Origin of the sequence: Saccharopolyspora galaxeae, assembly GCF_016526145.1 — a bacterium.
In the GTDB taxonomy this organism is placed as follows: Bacteria; Actinomycetota; Actinomycetes; order Mycobacteriales; family Pseudonocardiaceae; genus Saccharopolyspora_C; species Saccharopolyspora_C galaxeae.
In genome coordinates this window covers 275,633-298,749 of record NZ_JADDUE010000006.1, presented here as the reverse complement: position 1 = coordinate 298,749, position 23,117 = coordinate 275,633, and the positions used below count along the sequence as shown (strand labels likewise).

The window sequence follows — 23,117 nt, the reverse complement described above, 5'->3', positions numbered from 1 at the left end:
CGGACATCAAGTTCGATCCGGCCGGTCGTTCCGGTCGATCTCGGATTCCGCGGCGATCCGGTGGAACGCCTCGACCAACGGCAGCTCCCGCTCCGCCGCGCTCGCGATGGAAAGCCGGACCGGCGGAGCGCCTTCGATCGGGATGTAGCGCACCTGCGGGTGCGGGTGGTGCAGCTTGGCCGAAACCGGAACGACCCCCACCCCTTGCCCGGCGGCCACGGCTTCGAGCCATTCGTCGAAGTTGCCGCACCGCACCGCCACCGCTGGGCCATCTCCCGGCCACAAATCCGGGGTGGTCGTACCGCTCACCGTGTTCATCACCAGTGGATGCGCGGCCAATTCGGCCCATCGGACCGCGGGTTCCGCCGCGAGCGGGTGCGACAGCGCCACCACCGCGACCCGGGTTTCGTGCGTCAACGTGGTCGTGCGCAACCCGAGGTCGTCGACCTCGCCCCGGATCACCGCGACATCGACCCCGCCGTGATCGAGACCAGCGGTGCGATCATCGATGCGAACCAGCTGGACCTGGGCGCTGGTCTCGGCTTCGAAGCGCTGGGTGACCTGCTGTGCCCAGCCGCTCGGGAGCACCCACGCGAACCCGAGGCGCAGCACGGCGCCTTCCATCGTGTGCTGAAGGACACTGTCCAGACTGGGCAGCACCCGGCGCAAACCGCCGTGCAACCGTTGCCCGGCCGGTGTGAGGTGCACGTTCCGCGTAGTGCGATCCACCAGATGCACCCCGAGGGCATCCTCCAGTTTCCGGATCATTCTCGTCAGCGTCGGCTGCGTCACCTCCAACCGGCCTGCCGCGCGGGTGAAGTGCAGGTCTTTGCAGAGCTCTTCGAAAGCCCGCAGCTGCTGCAGGTCGACGTCGTCCATACCGCCAGAGCATAGAGCATTACCGGAACGCATTTGTCTCGTTTAACCTAACCGCCTAGTCTGTGGCCGCGAGCTCACCGAATGAGGAGTCGACATTGTCACGTGCTGAGTTTCCGCTACCGCGGGTTCCGGTGATACTCGGACCAATGGCAGGAGGCGCGGGAACGCCCGCGCTGGCCGCGGCAGTCTCCAATGCGGGCGGACTGGGATTCCTCGCAGCGGGCTACAAGAATGCCGCGAAGCTCGGCGAACAGATCGACCAGTTGCGCCAACTCACCTCGGCCGACTTCGGGGTGAACCTTTTCGTTCCGGAAATCGACGAGCCTGATCCAGCCGGCGTGCGCGCCTATCGGGAACGGATTTCCACCACAGCGCACGAACTGGGCGCCGAACCGGGTGATCCGTTGTGGACCGATGACGACTGGGAGGCCAAGGTCGCGCTGCTGCTCGCCGACCCGGTGCCGGTGGTGAGCTTCACCTTCGGCTGCCCACCCGCCGACGTCGTGTCCAGCTTGCACGACGTCGGCAGCGCCGTGGTGGGCACGGTCACCGGCGTCGCCGAGGCCGAGCAAGCGCAAGCCGCCGGAGTCGACGCGCTGTGCGTGCAGGGCAGCGAGGCGGGCGGGCACCAAGCATCGTTCAACGACGCCGAGGAGCGCACGACGCCGCTGGTGGACCTGCTCACCGCCGTGCGGAGGCGGAGTTCGTTGCCGCTGATCGGTGCCGGCGGCGTGATGAACGCCGAGCACGTCCGGGCAGTCCTCGACGCCGGTGCCGTGGCCGCGCAGCTGGGCACCGCGTTCCTGCGCGCGGCGGAGTCCGGCGCGAACCCCGGGCACAAAGACGCTTTGGTCGATCCCCGCTACAGCGAAACCGCGGTGACCCGCGCGTTCAGCGGCCGGCGCGCCCGCGGCCTGGTCAACTCGTTCATGCGGGAGCACGACGCCCAGGCACCCGCCAACTACCCGCACGTGCACTACCTGACCGCACCCCTGCGCGCCGCGGCGGGCAAGGCCGGGGACATCGACCGATTGAACCTGTGGGCGGGGACCCGCCACGAGCTGGCCGAAGCCCGTCCCGCCGGGGAAATCGTGGCCGCGGTCGCGGACCGACTCGCCACGCAGTCCGACCGAGGGCAGTGACCTGGCGATGACCGACAAACTGGGGGCCCGGATTTCCGAGGGAGCGGTGACGCCGTCCCCGCAGGGCTTGATCACCGCGGGTGCGCTGGCGTTGGCGGCCGTGATGGGGATCGGACGCTTCCTCTACACACCGGTCATGCCCGAGATGCAGCGCGCCGCCGGGTTGTCCGCACACGTGGCCGGCTCGCTGGCGACCGCGAACTACCTCGGCTACCTGGTCGGGGCGCTGGTCACGGTGTTCCTCGACGTCGCCAAGCTGCGCCGGCCGCTGCTGGTGGCGGGGCTGATCGGCAGCGCCGGATTGACCGCGAGCATGGCCGCCACGACTTCCGCGGCGCCGTGGCTGTTCATGCGCTTCGGCAGCGGGGTGGCGAGCGCGCTGGTGTTCGTGGCCGCCACTGATTTCGTGCTCGACTCGGTGCAGCCCGGACGACGCTACGCGGTCGGCTGGTTCTACGGCGGCGTCGGCACCGGGATCGCCCTGTCCGGACTGATCACGCCGCCGTCCGTGGATTTCGCCGGCTGGCGCGGCCCGTGGCTGGCCGGCGCGGTGCTGATCGCGCTCGTGATCCCGTTCGTGCTGCTGAAAAGCCCCGGTGGCGCCCGGCATCGACACGCGGCCGAAGCGGCACCGGCCGGGCCGGACCCGATGCGGCTGCCGTTCGCGCTGCTCGTCATCGCCTACCTGTTGGAAGGCGCCGGTTACATCATCACCGGGACCTACCTGGTGACCATCGTGGGCGAATTCGGCCCGGCTTGGCTGAGCGCGTCCGCGTGGGTGCTGGTCGGGCTCGCCGCCATCCCCTCCTGCCCGTTGTGGGCGTGGGCCGCGCAGCGCTTCGGGCAGACGTCGACGCTGCTGGGGTCCCTGCTGCTGCAAGCTGTGGGGCTCGCGTTGCCCGCCTGGAATCCGCATCCGGTGTCGGTGGTGATCTCCTCGCTGATCTTCGGCGGCACGTTCATGGCCATCGTCACGCTGATCATGCCCTTGGGCAGGCAGTGGGCCGGGCGTAGCGCCGCGGCCAGCGCACCTGTCCTGATCACCAGCTACGGACTCGGTCAGGTGCTCGGGCCGCCTGCCGCGGAGGCCATGTCGACGGGTGGTTCGCTCCTGCCCGCGCTATGGCTCGCGGGCGGGCTGGTGCTGGCGGCTGCGCTGATCGTGCTGCTGGCCGCTTCGCTGACCAGGAGGAGGCCGTCGCCCGGCTGACCGGGCCGCTCCTGCTACCGGCTGTTTCACGCCGCCATTCGGCACCGACTCTGGGGGTCAACTTGCCGTTCATCGTCGTCCGCATGCTCGAAGGCCGCGATGCCGAGCAGCGCCGGAAATTCGCCCGCGCCGTCGCGGACGCTGCGCAGCAGCACTTGCGCGCGTCCGCCACAGACGTTCAGGTCCATTTCGTCGACGTGCCCCGCACACATTTCTTCCGGGGCGGAACATTTCAATCCGATCTGGCCGATTGAAGCTAACCGCAGTTCTCAAATAAAGCCGTAGCGCACGCTGATAAATGGAAACTTGGGGGTTTCTGTGCGCCGTCATATCGAATTGTGCATCGTCGGCTGCGGTCCGCGCGGCACCGCAGTGCTGGAAAGAATGGCCGCGAACGCGGTCGCTCTCGAAATCGAAGCGTCGATCACCGTCCACGCAGTAGACGCATTCCCGCCGGGTCCTGGAAAGGTGTGGCGCGTCGATCAGTCCGGTGAACTCCTCATGAACACCGTGAGTTCGCAGGTCACGTTGTTCACCGACGACAGCGTGGTGTGCGACGGGCCGATCAGGCCCGGGCCGAGCCTGTACGAGTGGGCGCAAGCTGCCCACCACGACCAGCACGACGAGCAAAATCGCCGGGAAATCGCCGAGCTCGGCCCGGACGACTACCCGACCCGACGATTATACGGGCGCTACCTGCGCTGGTTCTTCGAGCGGGCCATCGCCTCTGCCCCGCCGAACCTGCGCGTTCAGGTCCACCAGGCCGAGGCGCGGGAACTCGACGACGAGCCCGACGGTTCGCAGACCGTCCTGCTTTCCAATGACGAACGGTTGCGCGGGCTCGATGCCGTCGTCCTGGCACAGGGCCACCGCCCGGCCGAGCCGACCGCTCAGGAGCAGCAGCTGCGCAGCTTCGCCGACGAGCACGGGCTGACCTACCTGTCCCCGGCCAACCCGGCCGATCTGCACCTGGACGACATCCCAGCTTCCGAAACGGTGCTGCTGCGCGGGATGGGCCTCAACTTCTTCGACCACATGGCCTTGTTCACCGCAGGGCGTGGTGGCCGCTTCGAACCGGATGGCGATGGACTTCGTTACCGGCCCAGCGGCAACGAGCCGCACCTGGTCGCCGGGACTCGCCGAGGTGTGCCGTACCACGCGCGGGCGGCGAACCAGAAGGGCGCGCACGGCCGGTACTTCCCGCGGTTGCTCACCGACGAGGTGATCGCGGACTTCCGGCGACGGGCGGACGGCGGCGATCCGCCGCACTTCCGCACGGACGTGTGGCCGCTGGTCGACAAGGAGATCAAGCTCCTCTACTACACCACCCTGCTGCGGGAACGCGCCGGCGAGCACGCGGCCGTGCTGTTCGAGAAGCGCTTCCTGCACGACGTGTGGCAATCCGAGCAGGAGCTGCTCTACCAGTTCGGCATTGCGCGAGGGCAGCGCTGGAGCTGGGACTGGATCGCCAAACCGTACGGGGACCGCGTGTTCTCCGGGCGGTCGGAGTTCCGCGACTGGTTGCTGGGCTACCTGCGCGCGGACGTTGCGGAGGCGGCCAAGGGCAATGTTTCCGGGCCGTTGAAGGCGGCACTGGACGCCATGCGCGACCTGCGCAACGAGATCCGGCTGATCGTCGATCACGGCGGCATCAGCGGCACCTCCTACCGGGACGAACTCAAGCCCTGGTTCACTCCGCTGACGGCGTTCGTCTCGATCGGCCCGCCGATGCGCCGCATCCAGGAGATGATCGCGCTGATCGAGGCCGGTGTCCTGGAGGTGTTGCCGCCCGGCGTGCGGGTGGACGAGGACTCCGGGGCGTTTCGGATGTCTTCGGCGCACGCACCCGAGGACATCGTGCGCGGCCGGAACCTCATCGAGGCACGGCTGCCGGAACCCGGATTGCGGGGGACGGCGGACCCGCTCCTGCGGCACTTGGCGGAAACCGGCCAATGCCGCCGCTACGAGATCGGCGACCCGTCGGAACCGTATCTCAGCAACGGCCTGGCGGTTTCCGGACGGCCGTTCTTCCTCCAGAACGCGCACGGGCAGGGGCACCCCGCACGCTTCGCCTTCGGGGTGCCGATCGAAGCCGTGAACTGGGTGACCGCAGCAGGCGCGCGGCCCGGTGTGAACTCGGTGTCGCTGTCCGACGCCGATGCCGTCGCGCGCGGCGCGCTGAGCGCCGCCGACACCCGGAGGACTGCCGAGGCAGGCCCCGCGACCAGCGCACCGGCGTGATCCGCGCGCCGAGCACGCGCCGACCGCTGCACCCGCGAACTTCCACCACTACTGCGGCATCCCCGCAACCGCCGCCGTTACCGGCAGGAACCGCAACGACGAGGAGGCAGAACGTGGACACCGATGACCGCTACCGCGCCGGTGATCGCGCCCGGCGAGAAGTGCTCGGCGACGAGTACGTCAACAACATGCTGCGCGGATGGAGTCCCGCAGCCCCGCTGCTGGAACTCATCACGGAGTACTCCTGGGGCTACCTGTGGAACCGCGATGCGGTGGACCGGCGCGCCCGAAGCCTGATCACAGTAGCGCTGCTGGTCGCCCTCAACCGGCCGCGGGAGCTCGAACTGCACGTCGGGGGTGCCCTGCGCAACGGGTGCACTGTCGAGGAACTGGCGGAAGTGGCCTTGCAGGGCGCGGTCTACGCCGGGATCCCGTCGGGGATCGACGCGATGCACGTCATCAGGCGAGTCGCCGACGAAATGCACGGCTCCGCGCAGCAGGAACCCACCGATGGGTGAGGGATTGCGGATCGGCGTGGTGGGCAGCGGTGCCTCCGCGGTGTGCCTGCTCGACGCGCTCGCGCAGGCTGATTGCGAGCCGGGATCGATCACGCTGTTCGAGTCAGCCGAGAGCTGGTGGCGGGGCCGCCCGTTCCAGGACGACGACGCCGTGCTGCGGGTGAACGCACCACCGCAGGACATGTCCGTGCGCGACGGGGACACCGGTCATTTCGCCCGCTGGCTCGCCGTGCGCGGAGCGGCCTGGCACGAAGATCCGTTCACCGGCACGCCTTACTGCCCGCGCAGCGTTTTCGGCGAGTACCTGGAGGAATCGGCGCGGACGGCGCTGCGGCGGCTGGCCGAGCGAGGATGGTCGGTTCGGCTGCTCGGCGAGCGCGTGAATTCGGCGGTCGCCTGCCACGGGGGCGTGCGGTTGCAGACCAGCAACGGACAGCAGGTGTGGGCCAGCCACGTCGTGCTCTGCGTCGGCGGCGGGCGGCCCGCTGATCCATACGGCTTGACCGGGCGACCGGGGTTCGTCGCGGATCCTTACCCGATCGCGCACCGGTTCGAATCGGTGGCGCCAGACACCGATGTGGCGGTGCTCGGCAGCGGACTGACCGGTGTGGACGCGGTGCTCGCGCTGGCAGCGCGGGGCCATCGCGGCCGCATTCACCTCGTCTCGCGCACCGGTGCGCTCCCGGCGGTCCGCCAGCGCCCGGTCGAGCACCCGCTGCGGTTGTTCACCCGGGAGCGCCTGAACGCTGCCGCCAGGCGCAACGAGACCATGACCGTGGGGCAGCTGACCGAGGTGATGCGGGCCGAACTGGCCTCCGCGGGCGAGGCGCTGGAAGCGGTGGCCGACGCCGTGCGCTCGTTGACCGCGGGCACTCCCGTATCGCGGCTGCGACGTGCCCTCGCGGGCGTCGATTCCCCGAGCCTGGCCCTGCGCATCGTTCAGCGGGCGGTGCCCGAGGCGGGCCCGGACGTCTGGACGCTGCTGCCCGAACACGAGAAGTCGGCCTTGACGCACTCGTGGCTGCGGACGGTGATGAGCCTTTGCTGTCCGATGCCGCCGACGAGCGCGGCCGGTCTTGTCGAGCTGGCCGAGTCGGGACAGCTGCGGTTCGTCCATGGAGTGCGCGGTGTGGCCAAGCCTTCCGGCGAACCGTTCCGGATCAGCGCCTCGGGCGGCCGGTACCGGGCGACCACCGTGATCAACGCGGTGCCGCCGCACCGGGCCGCCGCGGCGGACCAACCGCTGATCAAGTCGCTGGCCCGCCGTGGAATCGCCGAACTCCATCCCCGCGGCGGTGTGCGCGTCGACCCGTTCACCAGCCGGTTCGTCGTCGGCGGCACCGCTGATCCGCGGTGGTACGCGCTCGGCGACCTGGCCGGCGGCTCGCTGTTCTTCACGTTCGGAGTCCCGTCCCTGGTCGACCGCGCCCGCGACATCAGCAACGCACTTCTCGAGCACCTGCGGTCGCAATCCTCGATGACCCGGGTGCCGACCGCTTGAGCGGGAAACACAGGAAGGAAGCACATGAACGCCGCACCCCAGCAAGAGCAACAGCACCTCGCTGACACGCGCACCGGCCTGCCACTGCCCGGCGGTCCCGTCTTCGACTCCGCGCAGGACGAGCGCCGGGACCGGAAACGCCGGCTCGTCGCGGCCATCCGGCTGTTCGGCAAGTACGAATACGGAGAAGGCATTTCCGGGCACCTGTCGGTGCGCGACCCCGAACATCCGGAACACTTCTGGGCCAACCCGTTCGGCGTGTCCTTTCAGCAGGTGAAGGTCCGGGATCTGGTGCGGGTGGACGCGGCGGGCAACGTCGTCGAAGGCATGCACAAGATCAACCCGAGCGCGTTCGTCATCCACTCCAAGATCCACGAACTGTGCCCGGACGCGGTCGCCGCGGCACATGCGCACACCGAATCCTCCCGCGCACTGGGCGCGCTGGGGCGATTGCTCGAACCGCTCGACCAGGAATCCGCCGCCTTCTACCAAGACCAGGTGCTCTACGACGCCTACGAGGGACCGTCCATCACGATCGACCAGGGCCGCGACATCGCGGAGAAGCTCGGCGGGAGCCGGGCCATCCTGCTGCGCCACCACGGGCTGATCACCGTCGGTGCTTCGCTCGACGAGGCGGTGCACCGGTTCGTCACCTTCGACGGGTGCGCGCGGGTGCAGCTGCTGGCCGCGGCAGCGGGGCAGCCACTGCCCATGACCCACGAACAGGCGGTGAGCGCCAAGGCGGGGTTCGGCGACTCGCAGCTCGGCTGGTTCAGCTTCCAGCTGCTCTACGACGAGATCACCGCGGAACAACCGGACATGTTCGAGGAGTGAGCCCCGTGCGCAGAAATGGCGCGCCCCGGCGCGTGCTGACGCCCCCGAACACGTGGAGGACGGCGTGAACGGAGCACATGCCCTGTTGCGCACGCTGGTCGACTCCGGCGTCGACGTGTGCTTCATGAACCCGGGCACCTCGGAGATCCACTTCGTGCACGCGCTGGACGCCGTGCCTGAGCTCCGCGGCGTGCTGACGTTGTTCGAGGGAGTGGCCACCGGCGCGGCGGACGGCTACGCGCGGATCGCGCAGCGGCCCGCATCGGTCCTGCTGCACTTGGGCCCCGGGCTCGGCAACGGTTTGGCGAACCTGCACAACGCCTGGCGGGCGGGCACGCCGATGGTCGCGCTCGTCGGTACCCATGCGACCTGGCACGAGCGCTACGACGCCCCGCTGCAGTCCGACATCCGGCCGATCGCGGGCACGGTGTCCGGCTGGATGCGCACCACCGGTCACCCGCGCGACCTGGCGCGAGATGCCGCATCGGCGGTGGCCGCGGCGCGCGGACCGGCCGGTCGGATCGCGACGCTGGTCGTGCCCGCCGACGTCGCCTGGTCCGAAGGGGTGGTGTCGGCGCCGCCGCGGGAAGCGCGGACTCCCGAGCCCGTCCGGGAAGCGGGGCTGGAAGCGGTCACCACGACGCTTCGGGATGACGCGGAACGGCCGTTGCTACTACTCGGCGGTGCTGCCCTGGGCGAGCGGGGACTCCGCGCGGCGGGCCGGCTGCGCTCGGCGACCGGTGCGACGGTGCTCGTCGAGCGCTTCCCCGCACGGATGCGCGGCGGCGCGGACGTGCCGGCGTTTCCGCGGGTGGCCTACCCGCCTGCGGCCGCCGCGCAGCAACTCACCGGACACGACCGGATCGTGCTCGCCGGAGCCGATTGGCCGGTGACCTTCTTCGCCTACCCCGAGCATCCGGGCGACCTGGTACCACCGGATTGCGAGGTCGACGTCCTGGCCGAGCCGGACCAGGACGTCGTTGCCGCGCTGGAAACCCTCGCCGACCGGCTCGCGCCGGGTCACCGCCCGGTCGGAGCGGCATGGTCCGCGCGACCGATGCCGACGAGCGGCCTGCTCGGCGTCGCGAACTTCGCCGGTGCGGTCGCGGCTGCCCTGCCGGAAAACGCCATCGTGGTCGACGAGGCCAACACGGCGGGTTCCGGCCTCCCGCAGGCGTTCGCGCGGGGTCCGGCACACGACCTGCTGACCGTCACCGGCGGCGCTATCGGACAGGGGCTGCCGGTGGCCACCGGCGCCGCGCTGGCCGCACCGGACCGGCCCGTGGTGCTGCTGGAAGCCGACGGCAGCGCGATGTACACCATCCAAGCCTTGTGGACGCAGGCCCGTGAAGGGCTCGACGTCACGACGGTAGTGATCAACAACGGCGCCTACGCAGTACTCCAGTCCGAATTGGACGGTGTTGGTCGGCCGGGCCGCCGCGCCCGGGAAATGCTCGCCCTGCAGCGCCCAGGACTGGATTTCACCGCGCTCGCAGCGGGCACCGGTGTCCAGGCCGTGCGCGTCCGCACGGCCGAAGAGCTCACCACCGCGCTCCGGCGAGCGGTGTCCGAGCCCGGACCGCAGCTGATCGAAGCCTTCATCGCACCCACGCCTGCTGCTGCGACCAGCATGCCTTCCCCGACTTCGCAGAGGACCACAGATGGCAGTTGAAGCGACCACTGATTCCGCCACCCGCAACGAGGTCCGCCCGTTCACCGGCACGCAATTCCTGGATTCGCTCCGCGACGACCGCGAGGTCTACATCTACGGCGAGCGCGTCGGTGACGTGACGGGCCATGCGGCGTTCCGCAACAGCGCGCGTTCCTTGGCGCAGCTCTACGACGCGATGCACGAACCTGCCGCAGAAGGCGTGCTGCGCGTTCCCACCGACACCGGGAACGGCGGGTTCACCCATCCGTTCTTCCGCACCGCCCACAGCGCCGACGACCTCCTGCAGGCCCGGGACGCGATCGCTGCCTGGCAACGCCTGGTCTACGGGTGGATGGGGCGCACACCGGACTACAAGGCGTCCTTCCTCGGAACGCTGGGCCCGAACGCGGAGTTCTACGGGGAATTCCGGGACAACGCGCGCCGCTGGTACAAAGACGCGCAGGAGCGCGTGCTGCACCTGAGCCACGCGCTCGTGCACCCGCCGATCGATCGAGACCGGCCCGCGGACGAGATCGCGGACGTCTGCGTACACGTCGAGCGGGAAACCGACGCAGGGCTCATCGTTTCGGGGGCGAAGGTCGTCGCGACCGGCGCGGCGCTGACGAACGCGACGTTCGTGGCGCACTACGGGATTCCGGTGCGGGACAAGCGGTTCGGGCTGGTGTTCATCCTGCCCGCGGACACCAGCGGGATGAAGTTGTTCTGCCGCACGTCCTACGAGCGGATCGCCGCGGCCACCGGTAGCCCGTTCGACTACCCGCTGTCGAGCAGGATGGACGAGAACGACGCGATCCTGGTCCTGGATCGCGTGCTGGTTCCGTGGGAGAACGTCCTGATGTACGACGCGGACGCGGCCAACTCGTTCGCTTCCAGCACCGGGTTCCTGGAGCGGTTCACCTTCCACGGATGCACCAGGCTCGCCGTCAAACTCGACTTCATCGCCGGCTGCGTGCTCAAAGGGGTGGAGATGACCGGCACCGGCGAAACCCGGTCCGTGCAGTCCCGGGTGGGCGAGATCCTCAACTGGCGGGACCTGTTCTGGGCCCTCTCCGACGCGATGGCCGGCTTCCCGGAACCGTGGACGGGCGGCAGCGTGCAACCCAACCTGCACTACGGGCTCGCCTATCGCACCTTCATGGGCACCGGCTACCCGCGGGTCAAGGAGATCATCCAGCAGACCTTGGGCAGCGCGCTGATTTACCTCAACTCGCACGCCGCCGACTGGCAGCACCCGGACATCCGGCCCTACCTGGACAAGTACGTGCGCGGCTCGCACGGCATCGAGGCGGTCGACCGGGTGCAGCTGCTCAAACTCCTCTGGGACGCGGTCGGCACCGAATTCGCCGGCAGGCACGAATTGTACGAGCGCAACTACGGCGGAGACCACGACAGCGTGCGCGCCCAAACCCTGTTCGCTTACCAGAAATCCGGCAGGGACGGCGAGCTGAAAGGTTTCGCCGAGCGGTGCATGTCCGAGTACGACCTCGATGGATGGACCCGGCCAGATCTGTTCGGCCCCGCCGACCGAGCAGCGCGTTGAACCTGGTCAGCGCCACCCGGACGAACGCCGCGACCACGCCGCTGAGCGGGTCGCTGCCGCGGGCGCCCGCGGCTCGTGTCCGCAGAAGTCCCTGCAAGGTCCCCACCAACCCCGAGGGAACCGACCATGCACGAAACCCGTCCGCACCACGAGATCGCCCATCTGGCCTGCATCGAGCTGTGCTCCCCGGACCCGGCGGGCAGCGAGTGGTTCTTCACGCAACTGCTCGGCATGTACGTGACCGAACGCCGCGGCCAATCGGTCTACCTGCGCGGTTACGAAGACCCGTATCCGTGGAGCCTGAAGATCACCGAAGGCCCGACGCCGCGGATGGTGCACGCGAGCTTGCGGACCTCGTCCGCGGACGCGTTGCACCGACGGGTCCGAGCCGTCGCGGCCGCGGGACTCGGCGACGGGTGGATCGACGGCGACTTCGGCCACGGTCCGGCATACCGCTTCCACACCCCGGACGGCCACGAGCTCCGCCTGCTGTGGGAGGCCGAGCAGTACCTCGCTCCTCCTGATCTGCGCAGCAAAATCTTGACCCGGCCGTCGAAGAAGCCGTTGCACGGGGTTCCGGTCCGGCGCATCGACCATTTGAACCTCATGGCCGCCGACGTCAGCGCCGTCCGGCGCACCTGTGAGGACCTGCTCGGGATGCGCACCCGCGAACGGCTCGTCGACGGCGACGCCGAGGTCGGTACCTGGATGAGCAGCAACAACCTCGGGCATGAGGTGGCGGTCATGCGGGACGCGCGGGGTGCGCTCGGTCGCTTCCACCACGTCGCCTTCTACTACGGCGTCGCGCAGCACAACGCCGACGCCGCCGAGATGTTCCGGGAGCAGGGCGTGCCCATCGAAGCCGGCCCCGATCGGCACGGGATCTCCCAAGGAGCGTTCCTGTACGTCTTCGAGCCGGGTGGCAACCGGGTGGAACTGTTCGGAGACCCGGGGGTGCTCGTGCTGGAGCCGGATTTCCGAACCAGGACTTGGACGATGGACGAGATCGATGTGGGCATGGCCATCGGCGGAGCACAACTGCCTTGGGAAACGTACTTCACCTACGGCACGCCTCCCGTGGAAGCGCCGCACGACGGCACCACGGGTGCCGCCACCTCCGATCCGGCTCCGGTGCCGGACTGACACTGCCGCACGCCGAACGATCGCATTCCGCACAGCATTTCCCCAGCGAAAGGATTTCTGCGGTGTCTGGACAGCTGAACGGCAAGGTCGCGCTCGTGACGGGTGCGAGCTCCGGCATCGGAGCCGCGATCGCCCGCGGCCTGGCCCGCGAAGGAGCCGCCGTCGCTATCGCCGCGCGCAGGTACGAGCGGCTGACGGCGATGGCCGACGAGCTCACCGCAAGCGGTGCGACCGTCCACCCCATCGCACTCGACGTGAGCGATGAGGACGCCTGCCGCGCCGCCGTGGAATCCACTGTGGACACGCTCGGCGGGCTCGACGTCCTGGTCAACAACGCCGGGGTGATGTTGCTCGGTCCGGTGGAGGATGCCGACACCTCGGACTGGACGCGGATGGTCAACACCAACGTGCTCGGCCTGATGTACTTGACGCACGCTGCATTGCCACACCTACTGGCGGCGCGCGGAACGCTCGTGCAGGTCTCCTCGCTGGCCGGGCGGGTCGTACGCAACGGGTTCGCCGGTTACAACGCGACCAAGTTCGCGGTCAACGCCTTCAGCGAATCGCTGCGTCAAGAGGTCACGGCCCGGGGCGTGCGGGTCATCGTGATCGAGCCGGGAATGGTCGACACTGAGCTGCGCGATCACATCACCCACGCGGCCACGCGCCGCTCCGCGAACGAGTGGGCGGCGTCGATGCGCCAGCTCTCCCCCGAAGATGTCGCTGACTCGGTCCGTCACGCCGTGCTCGCACCACCGCACGTATCCGTCAACGAAGTGCTGATCCGGCCGACGGACCACGTCTGAGGCCCGGCGACCGTTCCGCAGCACGCGCCGATTCCCGGTCGGGCTCGCACGAACGCCGCCGCTCCCGACGGGGCAAGAACACGCCGCGGCCCAGCAGGGTAATCCCGGGCGCACGGCCTCATTCCGGAGTGACCGTGCCCGAGGTCGCATCCACGGTGATGACCTGACCCGTCTCGATTTCCGCAGTGGCGTTCCGGACGCAGATCACCGCCGGAATCCCGTACTCGCGGGCGACCGTAGGACCGTGCGCCATGGGCGAGCCGGTTTCGGTGACGAGCCCGGCCGCGGTCATGAACAGCGGAGTCCAGCCGGGATCGGTCGTGCTGGCCACCAGGATCTCGCCGGGTTCGAGCCGCGCGTCGGCCGGATCGCGGACGACGCGCGCACGCCCGGTCACCTTGCCCGGGGAGGCGCCCAGACCGGTCATCGCGCCATCGGCGACGGCCTCGGGCGCGCCCGTCGCCTCCAGGTCCGTGCCGTCGGAAAGCACCGCGATCGGGACCGCGCGTCGGCGCATTTCCCTGGTGTGGCGGGACTTTCTTTCAACGGCGAGGGCCCGCTGGTCGGTTCCGCGCACCGCCGCTCGGATCTCGTCGAGGTCCAGGAACATCACGTCGCCGGCTTGCTCCAAGCGTCCCTGCCCGCTGAGATCCTCGCCGACGCGCAACAGCTGCGCGCGCATCGAGCTCAGCGAGTACAGCCAGGCGAACTTGCCCAGTTCGCGCAGGCCGGTGAGCCGGCGGGCCCGGCGCATGCAGAACCGGGCGAGGCGGGCGCGGATCGGGCGCTTGCGACGGGCGCGCTCGTGGAGCTCGTCGATCATGGCCTCCGCGCGTTCCGCGGCTTGGGCGAACCGGCGGTCCGGAGCCTGCTCGGGATCGGTGATCCGCAGGTAGCCGGCGATGGTCGACAAGATCTGCGTCGGATCCTCCGACCAGCGAGGCACCCCGATGTCGACTTCCGACGCAGCGCGGTGGCCGTAGCGGGACAGGAAGTCGTCCAGCCCGATGTCGGGGAGTTCGCCTGCCTGATAGCGGGTGGCGAGCTCCGCGGGCGGTGTGAACCGCAGCAGTTCCCGCTCCGGCTCGTCGAGGTCGGCGGCCAGCCGCCACAGCGCGAGGTCCATTTCGGTGGTGACGTTGTGCGGCAACCCGCCCAGGACGGTGTCCAGCTCGGCGTCCGTGGCGATGCCCTTGAGCAGCGCGTTCGGGAACTGGCTGACGACGATTCCGATGAACAGCGGCCAGATCACCTCGGACGCCGTCATGAAGTCCCGCTGCACCTGCTCGGCGAAACGCAGCCGCTCGGCGGTGCTCGCGGATTCCGGTGCCACGGCCCGGCGCTTGAGCTTCTCGGTGGTCCGGAAAGCGCGTTCGCGCGCGGCTGCGGGGAAGGCGATGATCCGGATGAACTCGAACTTCGCCTTCGGCAGCACCCGCAGCCCCTTCTTGAGCAGCGGCGCAACGGGGAAGGGCAGACCACCGGTGGTCGGCGCGAAACGCGGATCTTTCAGCAGCCGCCGCACGATCTCGACGTTGCGCGGCCCGTAGACCTCCATCATCCGCGGCAGTCGCGACCGGATTCGCTTGTTGCGCAACAGGTCCGAGAAGTCCATGAACAACCGATCGCCGACCGGGACGATCCCCATGGCATCGCCGAACGCACCGCCCGAGAGCCCGGCGGAGTCCATCCACAGCTTCGCGCCACGGGTCAGCGCCGACATCCCCGCCGGGGTGAAGGGCCGCAGCATTCCCTGCATGTGGCCCATCTCGAAGTAGACCCGCAAGTCATCGGTTTCCGGCGGCAGCGGGAAAAGTGTTGTGATGGCACGGGATTGCAGCAGCCACAGCCCGCCGTCCCGGGCGATGGCCCACTCGATGTCCTGCGGGCAGCCGAAGCTCTCCTGCACCGCGGCCCCGGCTTCGCGCAGCAGCTCCAGCTGGTCGCGGTCCAGGCAACCGTCCGCCCGCGGCGGGGTGCCGTCGAGGACGTAGTGATCGGCGATGGCGGACCCGTCGACGACCGCCTCGCCCGATCCGGAAACCGCGTCCACGACCATGTCCGTCCGCGTCCCGGTGAGCGGGTTCGCGGTGAACAACACCCCGCCGGCCTTCGCATCGACCATTCGCTGCACGACCACGGCCATGTGCACGTCGGGGCCGACACCGTTGGCCTCGCGGTAGGCGACCGCCCGATCCGAGTGCAACGAATCCCAGCAGCGGCGGATCGCGTTGAGCAGCTCACTGGCACCGCTGACGTCGAGAAAGCTCTCCTGCTGCCCCGCGAAACTGGCATCGGGCAGGTCCTCGGCGGTGGCGCTGGAACGCACCGCCACCCGTCCGCCGCCGATTCGGGCGTAGGCGTCGAGGACTTCCCCTTCCGGGATCTCACCGGTCACGTGCGCTCGCGTGGTCAAGCAGAACCCTTGCGGCACCCGGAAGCCGGCCTTGATCAACTCACCCAGGCCGGCGGCTTTCCCACCGACCAGCCCGAGCATGCTCGCGTCGATCTGCGCGAGTTCGATCACTTGGGAATCATTGCCGGTCGCCATCGCGCGGCTCCCGTCTCGTACGGCGATCACGTCTCAACACGCCGACCAGACTTCCCGGCACACCACGGCAAAGCCGATGGCCGGATGCTACTCCCGGAACCGCTCCGGTCAATATCGATCCGCCCAGAGCCCGCCGCCCGGTGCATGGTGGCGCGCGCCACCTTTATTGACCGCTCAGTCCAGATCGGGCAGAGTTATGGACGCAATGGTCCATAAATGAGGGAGGTGGGCGGCGTGGCCGTCCTGACCGGCAAGACCGCGGTGATCACCGGCGGCAGCAGCGGCATCGGGCTCGAGATCGCGCGGGCGTTCCGCGACGAGGGCGCGAAGGTGTTCATCACCGGCCGCCGCAAGGAAACGCTCGACAAGGCGATCGCCGAGCTCGGCGCGAACGTGACCGCCGTCGTCTGCGACTCCGCCGTGCCCGCCGATCTCGACGCGCTCTACGAAACCGTCCGCGAGCAGGCCGGGCACCTCGACGTCGTGGTCGCCAACGCCGGTATCGGCATCGAGACCGAATTCGGCGGAGTCACCGAGGAGCAGGTCGACGCCCAGTTCGCCACCAACGTGAAGGGAACGATCTTCACCGTCCAAAAGGCATTGCCGCTGCTCCGCTCGGGGGCATCCATCATCTTGACCGGGTCGAGCGCCGCGACGCGCCCTCCATACGGTCTGGAGATCTACGCCGCGACGAAGGCTGCGGTGCGCAACCTGGCCCGCGGCTGGGCCCACAGCTCGCGCCGGTACGGCTTCCGCGTCAACGTGCTCTCGCCGGGCACGGTCCCCACTCCGGGCCTGCTCGATCTCCTCCCCGCGGAAGCTCGGGAACAGACCAAGGAAATGACCCCGCTGGGGCGGCTCGGCGCACCCGAGGAGATCGCCGCGGCCGCCACCTTCCTGGCCTCGGACGCCTCGAGCTACGTCAACGGCTCCGAGCTCGCCGTCGATGGCGGCGTCGCGCAGATCTGATGCCCGTCACCCGCCCTGCGGGCGACTTGGCGCCGTGAGGTGGCTCCTCGGTGCACTACAGCAGTCGCCCCAGGGCGGACTCGGCCACAGCGGAGAGCGCGTCGACTCCCATGCCCGTCCGCCCGAGCGCGACCACTCCGAGCTGGGCGGCAAGAACCGCATGGGCGATCTGGCCGGGATCCGCATCGGGATCCACGTCGCCTTCGCGCTGGGCTCGCTCGACCGCCTCCGTCAGGACCTTGGCGGTCGCGTCGTAGCTGCGCCGGGCCTCGGCCGCAACATCCGGCATGCTCGCCGCCAGCTCGGCTGTGGTGTTGGCCAACAGGCACCCGCGCCGGGCGGATTCCGAGTCACAGCTCGGACCTCGCACGAACTCGCGCACGAGGTCGATGCCCCGCGGCACGGACGCCAGCCGCTCGTGCAGCATTCGGTCGTTCGCGTCGTTGTATTCGCGCAGCACCCGCAGGAACAAGTTGTGCTTGTCGCCGAAAGCTCCGTACAGGCTGCCCTTGCCGAGTCCGCTGGCGCGCATCAGATCGTCCACCGACGTCGCCGCGTAGCCCTTGTCCCAGAACACCTGGCGGATCGCAGCGACGACGCAGTCCTCGTCGAATTCCCGGGGGCGTGGCACGCCGCGATGATACGGGTTCTTGACCAACCAGGCCAGAAACCCGGATCGGCACCCGAGCCGATCTCCCACGCTGCCGGGTCAGCCGGCCACGCGAAGCATTCGAGGGCAGTGGGCGCAGCTGGGCTCGAACCAGCGACCCCTTGCTTGTAAGGCAAGTGCTCTTCCGCTGAGCTATGCGCCCCGAACGGTGGCCGGCCCGCGTCCGGCCGTTCGGCCGGATCACCGTACCGGTCGGCCACCGCGCCGAGTCAGTCGGCCAGTTCGGCCAGGGCCTTCTTCCAGACGTTCTGGTCGCGGGCCTCGCCGGGCTGGTTGACCTCGGCGAAGCGGACCTTGCCCGCCGTGTCGATCAGGAACGTGCCGCGCAGCGCCATGCCCGCCTGCTCGTTGAACACGCCGTAGGACTTCGCCACCTCGCCGTGCGGCCAGAAGTCCGACAGCAGCGGGAAGGTGTAGCCCTGCTGCTCCGACCACGCCTTGAGCGCGAACGGGGTGTCCACGGACACGCCGATCACCTGCACCTGGTCGTTCTGGAACTCGGCCAGATCGTCCCGGACCTGGCACAGTTCGCCCTGGCACACCCCGCTGAAGGCGAACGGGTAGAACACCAGCAGCACGTTCTTGCCGCCCCGGAAACCGGACAGCGAGACCTGCTCCTTGTTGTAGTCCGGCAGCGTGAAGTCCGGAGCCTCGGCGCCGACCTCGACCGTCATGCGCGCACCCTTCTGTTCGGCCGTGAGCACGTACGCCGCCGAACCTACACCGGCCGGACGCACCGGGGCACCGGTGGCACAGCGGCCACCGGTGCCCCGGTTCGGATGTTGCGCCCGTCCTCAGCGCTTGGACTTGGCTTTTCGATAGCCGAGCCTGGTGCCCATCCAGGCGTCTCCCAGATTCGCGTTGGAGGTCTGGGCCAGGTTCGACGTGGACGCGGCCTCGGCGATGTCGCTGGGCTCGACGTAGCCTTCCCGGCCGGTCTTCGGCGTGAGCACCCAGATCACCCCCTCGTCGGCCAGGGGCGTCATGACGTCGAGGAGCGTGTCCGTCAGGTCGCCGTCACCGTCGCGCCACCACAGCAGCACGACGTCGACGACCTCGTCGGCGTCCTCATCGAGCAGTTCGCTCCCGCAACGTTCCTCGATGGAGGCACGAATGGCGTCATCGACGTCCTCGTCCCAACCGATCTCCTGAACGACCATCTCCGGCTCGATGTCGAGCCTTTCGGCGACGTCGACTTCGCTCTTGCCGGCGTCTCCCGCGGCCACCACGGCGTTCTCACTCCTCCAATGCAGGCGGTGCGATGCGAGCACCGCACCCGGTTTGGCAGATCTGGCCGATAGCGAACACTGCCGACCGCTTCCGGCGCAACTGCTGGGCGCACGACACGCCGGAGCGTGGCGTGAAAACTCGACTGTAGGCGCACCCGTCCAGGTCAGGCCAGCACGGTGCCGGGTCCGCCCGGTGACGGTGTGCGCACCGGCCACGAATATGGGGGACGATGGCGGTGGCGGGCACCACACGGCCCGCGAACGCACGCAAGTCGAGGAGCTTCCTTTGTCCGCGCAACGCAACGACGGCACCCCGCAACGGGTCCGGGTCATCCGCGACGGCCTCGCCTCGCACCTGCCGGACATCGATCCGGAGGAGACGCAGGAGTGGCTGGAGTCCTTCGACGCGATGCTCGGCGATTCCGGCCGGCAGCGCGCCCGCTACCTGATGCTCCGGCTGTTGCAGCGCGCCCGTGAGGGCGGTGTCGGTGTGCCGTCGCTGACCAGCACCGACTACATCAACTCGATCGCCACCGAGCAGGAACCGTGGTTCCCCGGCGACGAGGAGACCGAACGCCGCTACCGGGCGTGGATGCGCTGGAACGCGGCGGTCATGGTGCACCGCGCGCAGCGGCCCGGGATCGGGGTCGGCGGGCACATCTCGTCGTTCGCCTCCTCGGCCAGCCTCTACGAGGTCGGCTTCAACTGGTTCTTCCGCGGCAAGAACGACCCGGGCGGCGGCGACCACCTCTACATCCAGGGCCACGCCTCCCCCGGCATCTACGCGCGCGCCTACCTGGAAGGCCGGTTGACCGAGGACCGGCTGGACGGGTTCCGCCAGGAGTACTCGCACGCCGGTCCCGGCGGCGGGCTGCCGTCCTACCCGCATCCGCGGCTGATGCCGGACTTCTGGGAGTTCCCCACCGTTTCCATGGGCCTCGGCCCGATGAACGCGATCTTCCAGGCCCGGTTCAACCGCTACCTGCACGACCGCGGCATCAAGGACACCAGCAGGCAGCGGGTGTGGGCGTTCCTCGGCGACGGCGAGATGAACGAGCCGGAGTCCCGCGGGCTGCTGCACGTGGCGGCCAACGAAGGCCTGGACAACCTGACCTTCGTGGTCAACTGCAACCTGCAGCAGCTGGACGGGCCGGTGCGCGGCAACGGCAAGATCGTCCAGGAGCTGGAGTCGTTCTTCCGCGGCGCGGGCTGGAACGTCATCAAGGTGATCTGGGGCCGCGAGTGGGACCCGCTGCTGCACGCCGACCGGGACGGCGCGCTGGTGAACCTGATGAACACCACCCCGGACGGCGATTACCAGACCTACAAGGCCAACGACGGCGCTTTCGTGCGCGAGCACTTCTTCGGCCGCGACCCGCGGACCAAGGACATGGTCAAGGACCTCACCGACGACGAGGTGTGGGCGCTGCGCCGCGGTGGGCACGACTACCGCAAGGTCTACGCGGCGTACAAGGCCGCGACCGAGCACCACGGGCAGCCGACGGTCATCCTCGCCAAGACCATCAAGGGCTACGGCCTGGGTGCGCACTTCGAGGGCCGCAACGCCACGCACCAGATGAAGAAGATGACGCTGGACGACCTGAAGCTGTTCCGGGACAGCCTGCGCATCCCGATCTCCGACGAGCAGCTCGACGCCGATCCTTACCTGCCGCCGTACTACCACCCGGGCGAGGACGCCCCCGAGATCCAGTACCTGCGGGAACGCCGCAGCAAGCTCGGCGGTTACCTGCCGGAGCGGCGGGTGAAGTCGAAGGCGCTGGTGCTGCCGGGCGACCAGGTCTACGACGGGGTCCGCCGCGGCTCCGGCAAGCAGGAGGTCGCCACCACGATGGCCTTCGTCCGGCTGCTCAAGGACCTCGCCAAGGACTCCGAGGTGGGTCCGCGGATCGTGCCGATCATCCCGGACGAGGCGCGGACGTTCGGCATGGACTCGATGTTCCCGTCGCAGAAGATCTACAACCCGCTCGGGCAGTCCTACACGCCGGTGGACTACCGGCTGATGCTGGCCTACCGGGAAAGCGAGCAGGGGCAGATCCTGCACGAAGGCATCAACGAGGCCGGCTCCAGCGCTTCGTTCATCGCCGCGGGCACGTCCTACGCCACGCACGGCGAGCCGATGATCCCGATCTACATCTTCTACTCGATGTTCGGGTTCCAGCGCACCGGCGACAACCTGTGGGCCGCCGGGGACCAGATGGCCCGCGGGTTCATCCTCGGCGCCACGGCGGGACGCACCACGCTGACCGGTGAGGGGCTGCAGCACGCCGACGGGCATTCGATGCTGCTGGCCGCGACGAACCCGGCGGTGGTGGCCTACGACCCGGCGTACGCGTTCGAGGTCGCGCACATCGTCAAGGACGGGCTGCGGCGGATGTACGGCGAGGAGGCGGAGAACGTCTTCTACTACCTCACCGTTTACAACGACCCGTACCAGCAGCCCGCCGAGCCGGAGGGCGTCGACGTGGACGGCCTGCTGCAGGGCCTGTACCGGTACCGCCAGGGCGAGAGCGGGTCGAAGCCCGCCCAGATCCTCGCCTCCGGTGTGGCGCTGCCCGAGGCGGTGCGGGCGCAGCAGCTGCTGGCCGACGAGTGGGACGTGCGGGCCGACGTGTGGTCGGCGACCTCGTGGTCGGAGCTGCGGCGGGAAGCCGAGGACGTCGACCGGCACAACATGCTCAACCCGGAGGGCGAGCAGCGGGTGCCGTACGTGACGCGGGCGCTGCAGGACGCCGAAGGCCCGATCGTGGCGGTCAGCGACTGGATGCGGGCGGTGCCGGATCTGATCCGCTCGTGGGTGCCGGGCGAGCTGGTGAGCCTGGGCGCGGACGGGTTCGGGTTCTCCGACACCCGGCCAGCGGCGCGGCGGGTGTTCCTGGTCGACGCCGAGTCCACCGTGGTCGCCACGCTGTCCGCGCTGGCCCGGCGGGGCGAGGTCGAGCAGTCCACGGTCGCGGAGGCGGTGCGGAAGTACCGGCTGCACGACGCGCAGGCTGCCGGTCCGCAGACTTCGGAGTCCGGGGACGCCTGACGGCCGTTCGCACGGGTGCTCGGCGCGAGCCCGCTCGAGCACTCACGGGCGTTTCGGAGTGAACGGACCTTCGCCCGGCATGGGCGCCGTTCACTCGGCTCGATTCGTCCGTGGCGTGTCGGCGCGGGCCATTGCGCGGCCGTGAGTGACCGGCCTGTTCGTCCGACCAGTTTGGATGAGCAGGCCGTTCACTCCGATCAACCTCGCTGGGTCATGCACGGGCAGGCGCCGCGCGCTGCACCCTCGCGGTGCGGTTCCAGCTCCACCAGCCGTGGATCACCAGCGCGGCGAACACCACGTAGATGGCCGCGCTGAACCACAGCCCGGAAGCCATCTGCAGCGGCACGCCGACGGCGTCCACCGCCAGCCACACCAGCCAGAACTCGACCAGCCCGCGGCCCTGCGCCCAGAACGCGACCGCGGTGCCGACGAAGATCCAGGCATCCGGCCACGGCGCCCACGACGCGTCCAGCGCGCTCAGCAGCAGCGCGAAACCGGTCGTGGCCAGCGCCAGCGCGCCGAGCAGGAGCCAGCGCTCGCGTGCGGTGCCCTTGCGGACCACCACGCCGTAGACCGGGTCGCTGCGCCGCGTCCAGGCCCACCAGCCGTAGACGGAGATCAGCAGGATGACGACCTGCCGGATCGCCAGCCCACCGAGGTGCGCGCTCGCGTAGACGGCGAACAGCAGCACGGTCGCGGCCACCTGCACCGGCCACGTCGCCAACGTGCGCCGTTGCGCGAGGAACACGACCGCGAGCGCGCACAGCTGACCGACCAGCTCGGCCCAGGAGATCTGCTGGCCCAGCACGGTGATCCCGTTGTCCAGCAACCATTCCGCGACGACCCGCACGACCTGCTCCCTCCACACGGCGCGGAACGCGGCGGGCGCTGCGGGACGCACCCGCCGCCGCGCCCGTGCGCCGCCTCCCGGCCGCACTCGCACCGCCGGTCCCGGAGTTCCACCGGGTCCGTCCTATTCGGACGATCGGTTTCGCCGATCCGCCGGTTCGGATTCGCACCGCGCCCCGGAGCGCGCGTTTCCTGCCGTGCTCAACATCGTCCGCCCGCACGGCTGTTCCGGCGGATTCGGGTGGTTCGGATCACAGACTCCGATCGGCTGATCGAACACTCGTGCGCTTGCGGTTAGACTTGACCTCGGCCGG

Annotated in this window: 19 protein-coding genes and 1 tRNA gene; 13 read left to right on the top strand and 7 right to left on the bottom strand. The window is 69.4% G+C overall.

Going from position 1 to position 23,117, the window contains the following annotated elements; translation table 11 throughout:
- Positions 1–6: 6 nt before the first annotated feature.
- Positions 7–879, bottom strand: coding sequence for a LysR family transcriptional regulator (locus tag INP57_RS16215; protein ID WP_200071053.1), 873 nt, complete (start codon positions 877–879; stop codon positions 7–9).
- Positions 880–941: 62 nt separating this feature from the next.
- Here INP57_RS16215 and INP57_RS16210 point away from each other — a divergent pair, with 62 nt between their 5' ends.
- The 11 genes from INP57_RS16210 (at position 942) to INP57_RS16160 (ending at position 13,486) form a co-directional block, all read left to right on the top strand.
- On the top strand, positions 942–2,021 hold the full coding sequence (locus INP57_RS16210; RefSeq protein WP_307850113.1) for a nitronate monooxygenase: 1,080 nt from the start codon (positions 942–944) through the stop codon (positions 2,019–2,021).
- Positions 2,022–2,028: 7 nt separating this feature from the next.
- Positions 2,029–3,231, top strand: a complete 1,203-nt coding sequence (locus tag INP57_RS16205) for a YbfB/YjiJ family MFS transporter (protein WP_200071051.1) — start codon at positions 2,029–2,031, stop codon at positions 3,229–3,231.
- Positions 3,232–3,293: 62 nt separating this feature from the next.
- Positions 3,294–3,485, top strand: a complete 192-nt coding sequence (locus tag INP57_RS16200) for a tautomerase family protein (protein WP_200071050.1) — start codon at positions 3,294–3,296, stop codon at positions 3,483–3,485.
- A 64-nt stretch (positions 3,486–3,549) separates the two neighbouring features.
- Positions 3,550–5,472, top strand: a complete 1,923-nt coding sequence (locus INP57_RS16195) for an FAD/NAD(P)-binding protein (protein WP_307850112.1) — start codon at positions 3,550–3,552, stop codon at positions 5,470–5,472.
- 113 nt (positions 5,473–5,585) lie between these two features.
- On the top strand, positions 5,586–5,990 hold the full coding sequence (locus tag INP57_RS16190) for a carboxymuconolactone decarboxylase family protein (RefSeq protein ID WP_307850111.1): 405 nt from the start codon (positions 5,586–5,588) through the stop codon (positions 5,988–5,990).
- Positions 5,983–7,491 (top strand): FAD/NAD(P)-binding protein, encoded by a 1,509-nt coding sequence (locus INP57_RS16185; RefSeq protein WP_200071048.1) that lies wholly within the window; start codon positions 5,983–5,985, stop codon positions 7,489–7,491. Before INP57_RS16190 ends, INP57_RS16185 begins: the two co-directional genes overlap by 8 nt.
- A gap of 24 nt (positions 7,492–7,515) precedes the next feature.
- Positions 7,516–8,325, top strand: a complete 810-nt coding sequence (locus tag INP57_RS16180) for a class II aldolase/adducin family protein (RefSeq protein WP_200071047.1) — start codon at positions 7,516–7,518, stop codon at positions 8,323–8,325.
- A 64-nt stretch (positions 8,326–8,389) separates the two neighbouring features.
- Entirely contained in the window at positions 8,390–9,997 is a 1,608-nt protein-coding gene (locus INP57_RS16175) for an acetolactate synthase large subunit (RefSeq protein ID WP_200071046.1), read from the top strand.
- A complete protein-coding gene (locus tag INP57_RS16170; protein ID WP_200071045.1) occupies positions 9,987–11,537 on the top strand; it encodes a 4-hydroxyphenylacetate 3-hydroxylase N-terminal domain-containing protein in 1,551 nt (516 codons plus the stop codon). The genes INP57_RS16175 and INP57_RS16170 overlap by 11 nt, the downstream gene beginning before the upstream one ends.
- 126 nt (positions 11,538–11,663) lie before the next feature.
- Positions 11,664–12,680: a VOC family protein gene (locus tag INP57_RS16165; protein ID WP_200071044.1), complete on the top strand. Its 1,017-nt coding sequence runs from the start codon at positions 11,664–11,666 to the stop codon at positions 12,678–12,680.
- Positions 12,681–12,742: 62 nt separating this feature from the next.
- The gene (locus tag INP57_RS16160) at positions 12,743–13,486 is read left to right on the top strand and encodes an SDR family NAD(P)-dependent oxidoreductase (protein ID WP_200071043.1); all 744 of its coding nucleotides are present in this window, start codon (positions 12,743–12,745) and stop codon (positions 13,484–13,486) included.
- Between the two features lie 118 nt (positions 13,487–13,604).
- Here the strand turns inward: INP57_RS16160 and INP57_RS16155 are convergent, their stop codons facing one another.
- A complete protein-coding gene (locus tag INP57_RS16155; protein ID WP_200071042.1) occupies positions 13,605–16,037 on the bottom strand; it encodes a PEP/pyruvate-binding domain-containing protein in 2,433 nt (810 codons plus the stop codon).
- A 234-nt stretch (positions 16,038–16,271) separates the two neighbouring features.
- Here INP57_RS16155 and INP57_RS16150 point away from each other — a divergent pair, with 234 nt between their 5' ends.
- Positions 16,272–17,006: an SDR family NAD(P)-dependent oxidoreductase gene (locus tag INP57_RS16150; RefSeq protein WP_307850110.1), complete on the top strand. Its 735-nt coding sequence runs from the start codon at positions 16,272–16,274 to the stop codon at positions 17,004–17,006.
- Between the two features lie 55 nt (positions 17,007–17,061).
- Here INP57_RS16150 and INP57_RS16145 read toward each other — a convergent pair whose 3' ends face one another.
- The 4 genes from INP57_RS16145 to INP57_RS16130 form a co-directional block, all read right to left on the bottom strand.
- Entirely contained in the window at positions 17,062–17,637 is a 576-nt protein-coding gene (locus INP57_RS16145) for a TetR/AcrR family transcriptional regulator (RefSeq protein WP_200071040.1), read from the bottom strand.
- 109 nt (positions 17,638–17,746) lie between these two features.
- Positions 17,747–17,818 (bottom strand) — tRNA-Val (locus INP57_RS16140).
- A 67-nt stretch (positions 17,819–17,885) separates the two neighbouring features.
- Complete coding sequence (locus INP57_RS16135; RefSeq protein ID WP_200071039.1) at positions 17,886–18,350, bottom strand: peroxiredoxin; 465 nt, start codon at positions 18,348–18,350, stop codon at positions 17,886–17,888.
- A 120-nt stretch (positions 18,351–18,470) separates the two neighbouring features.
- On the bottom strand, positions 18,471–18,905 hold the full coding sequence (locus INP57_RS16130) for a DUF3052 domain-containing protein (protein ID WP_200071038.1): 435 nt from the start codon (positions 18,903–18,905) through the stop codon (positions 18,471–18,473).
- 286 nt (positions 18,906–19,191) lie between these two features.
- On the opposite strand from INP57_RS16130, the gene aceE reads away from it, so the two are divergent.
- Positions 19,192–21,954, top strand: coding sequence for a pyruvate dehydrogenase (acetyl-transferring), homodimeric type (aceE, locus tag INP57_RS16125; RefSeq protein WP_233627641.1), 2,763 nt, complete (start codon positions 19,192–19,194; stop codon positions 21,952–21,954).
- A 211-nt stretch (positions 21,955–22,165) separates the two neighbouring features.
- Here the strand turns inward: aceE and INP57_RS16120 are convergent, their stop codons facing one another.
- Positions 22,166–22,804, bottom strand: coding sequence for a nicotinamide mononucleotide transporter family protein (locus tag INP57_RS16120; RefSeq protein ID WP_200071036.1), 639 nt, complete (start codon positions 22,802–22,804; stop codon positions 22,166–22,168).
- Between the last annotated feature and the right edge of the window lie 313 nt (positions 22,805–23,117).

Bases quoted from the DNA above. Each gene is read 5' to 3' on its own strand.
- INP57_RS16215 (WP_200071053.1), bottom strand. From the start codon at position 879: ATGGACGACGTCGACCTGCAGCAGCTGCGGGCTTTCGAAGAGCTCTGC.
- INP57_RS16205 (WP_200071051.1), top strand. From the start codon at position 2,029: ATGACCGACAAACTGGGGGCCCGGATTTCCGAGGGAGCGGTGACGCCG.
- INP57_RS16185 (WP_200071048.1), top strand. From the start codon at position 5,983: ATGGGTGAGGGATTGCGGATCGGCGTGGTGGGCAGCGGTGCCTCCGCG.
- INP57_RS16180 (WP_200071047.1), top strand. From the start codon at position 7,516: ATGAACGCCGCACCCCAGCAAGAGCAACAGCACCTCGCTGACACGCGC.
- INP57_RS16170 (WP_200071045.1), top strand. From the start codon at position 9,987: ATGGCAGTTGAAGCGACCACTGATTCCGCCACCCGCAACGAGGTCCGC.
- INP57_RS16165 (WP_200071044.1), top strand. From the start codon at position 11,664: ATGCACGAAACCCGTCCGCACCACGAGATCGCCCATCTGGCCTGCATC.
- INP57_RS16155 (WP_200071042.1), bottom strand. From the start codon at position 16,037: ATGGCGACCGGCAATGATTCCCAAGTGATCGAACTCGCGCAGATCGAC.
- INP57_RS16135 (WP_200071039.1), bottom strand. From the start codon at position 18,350: ATGACGGTCGAGGTCGGCGCCGAGGCTCCGGACTTCACGCTGCCGGAC.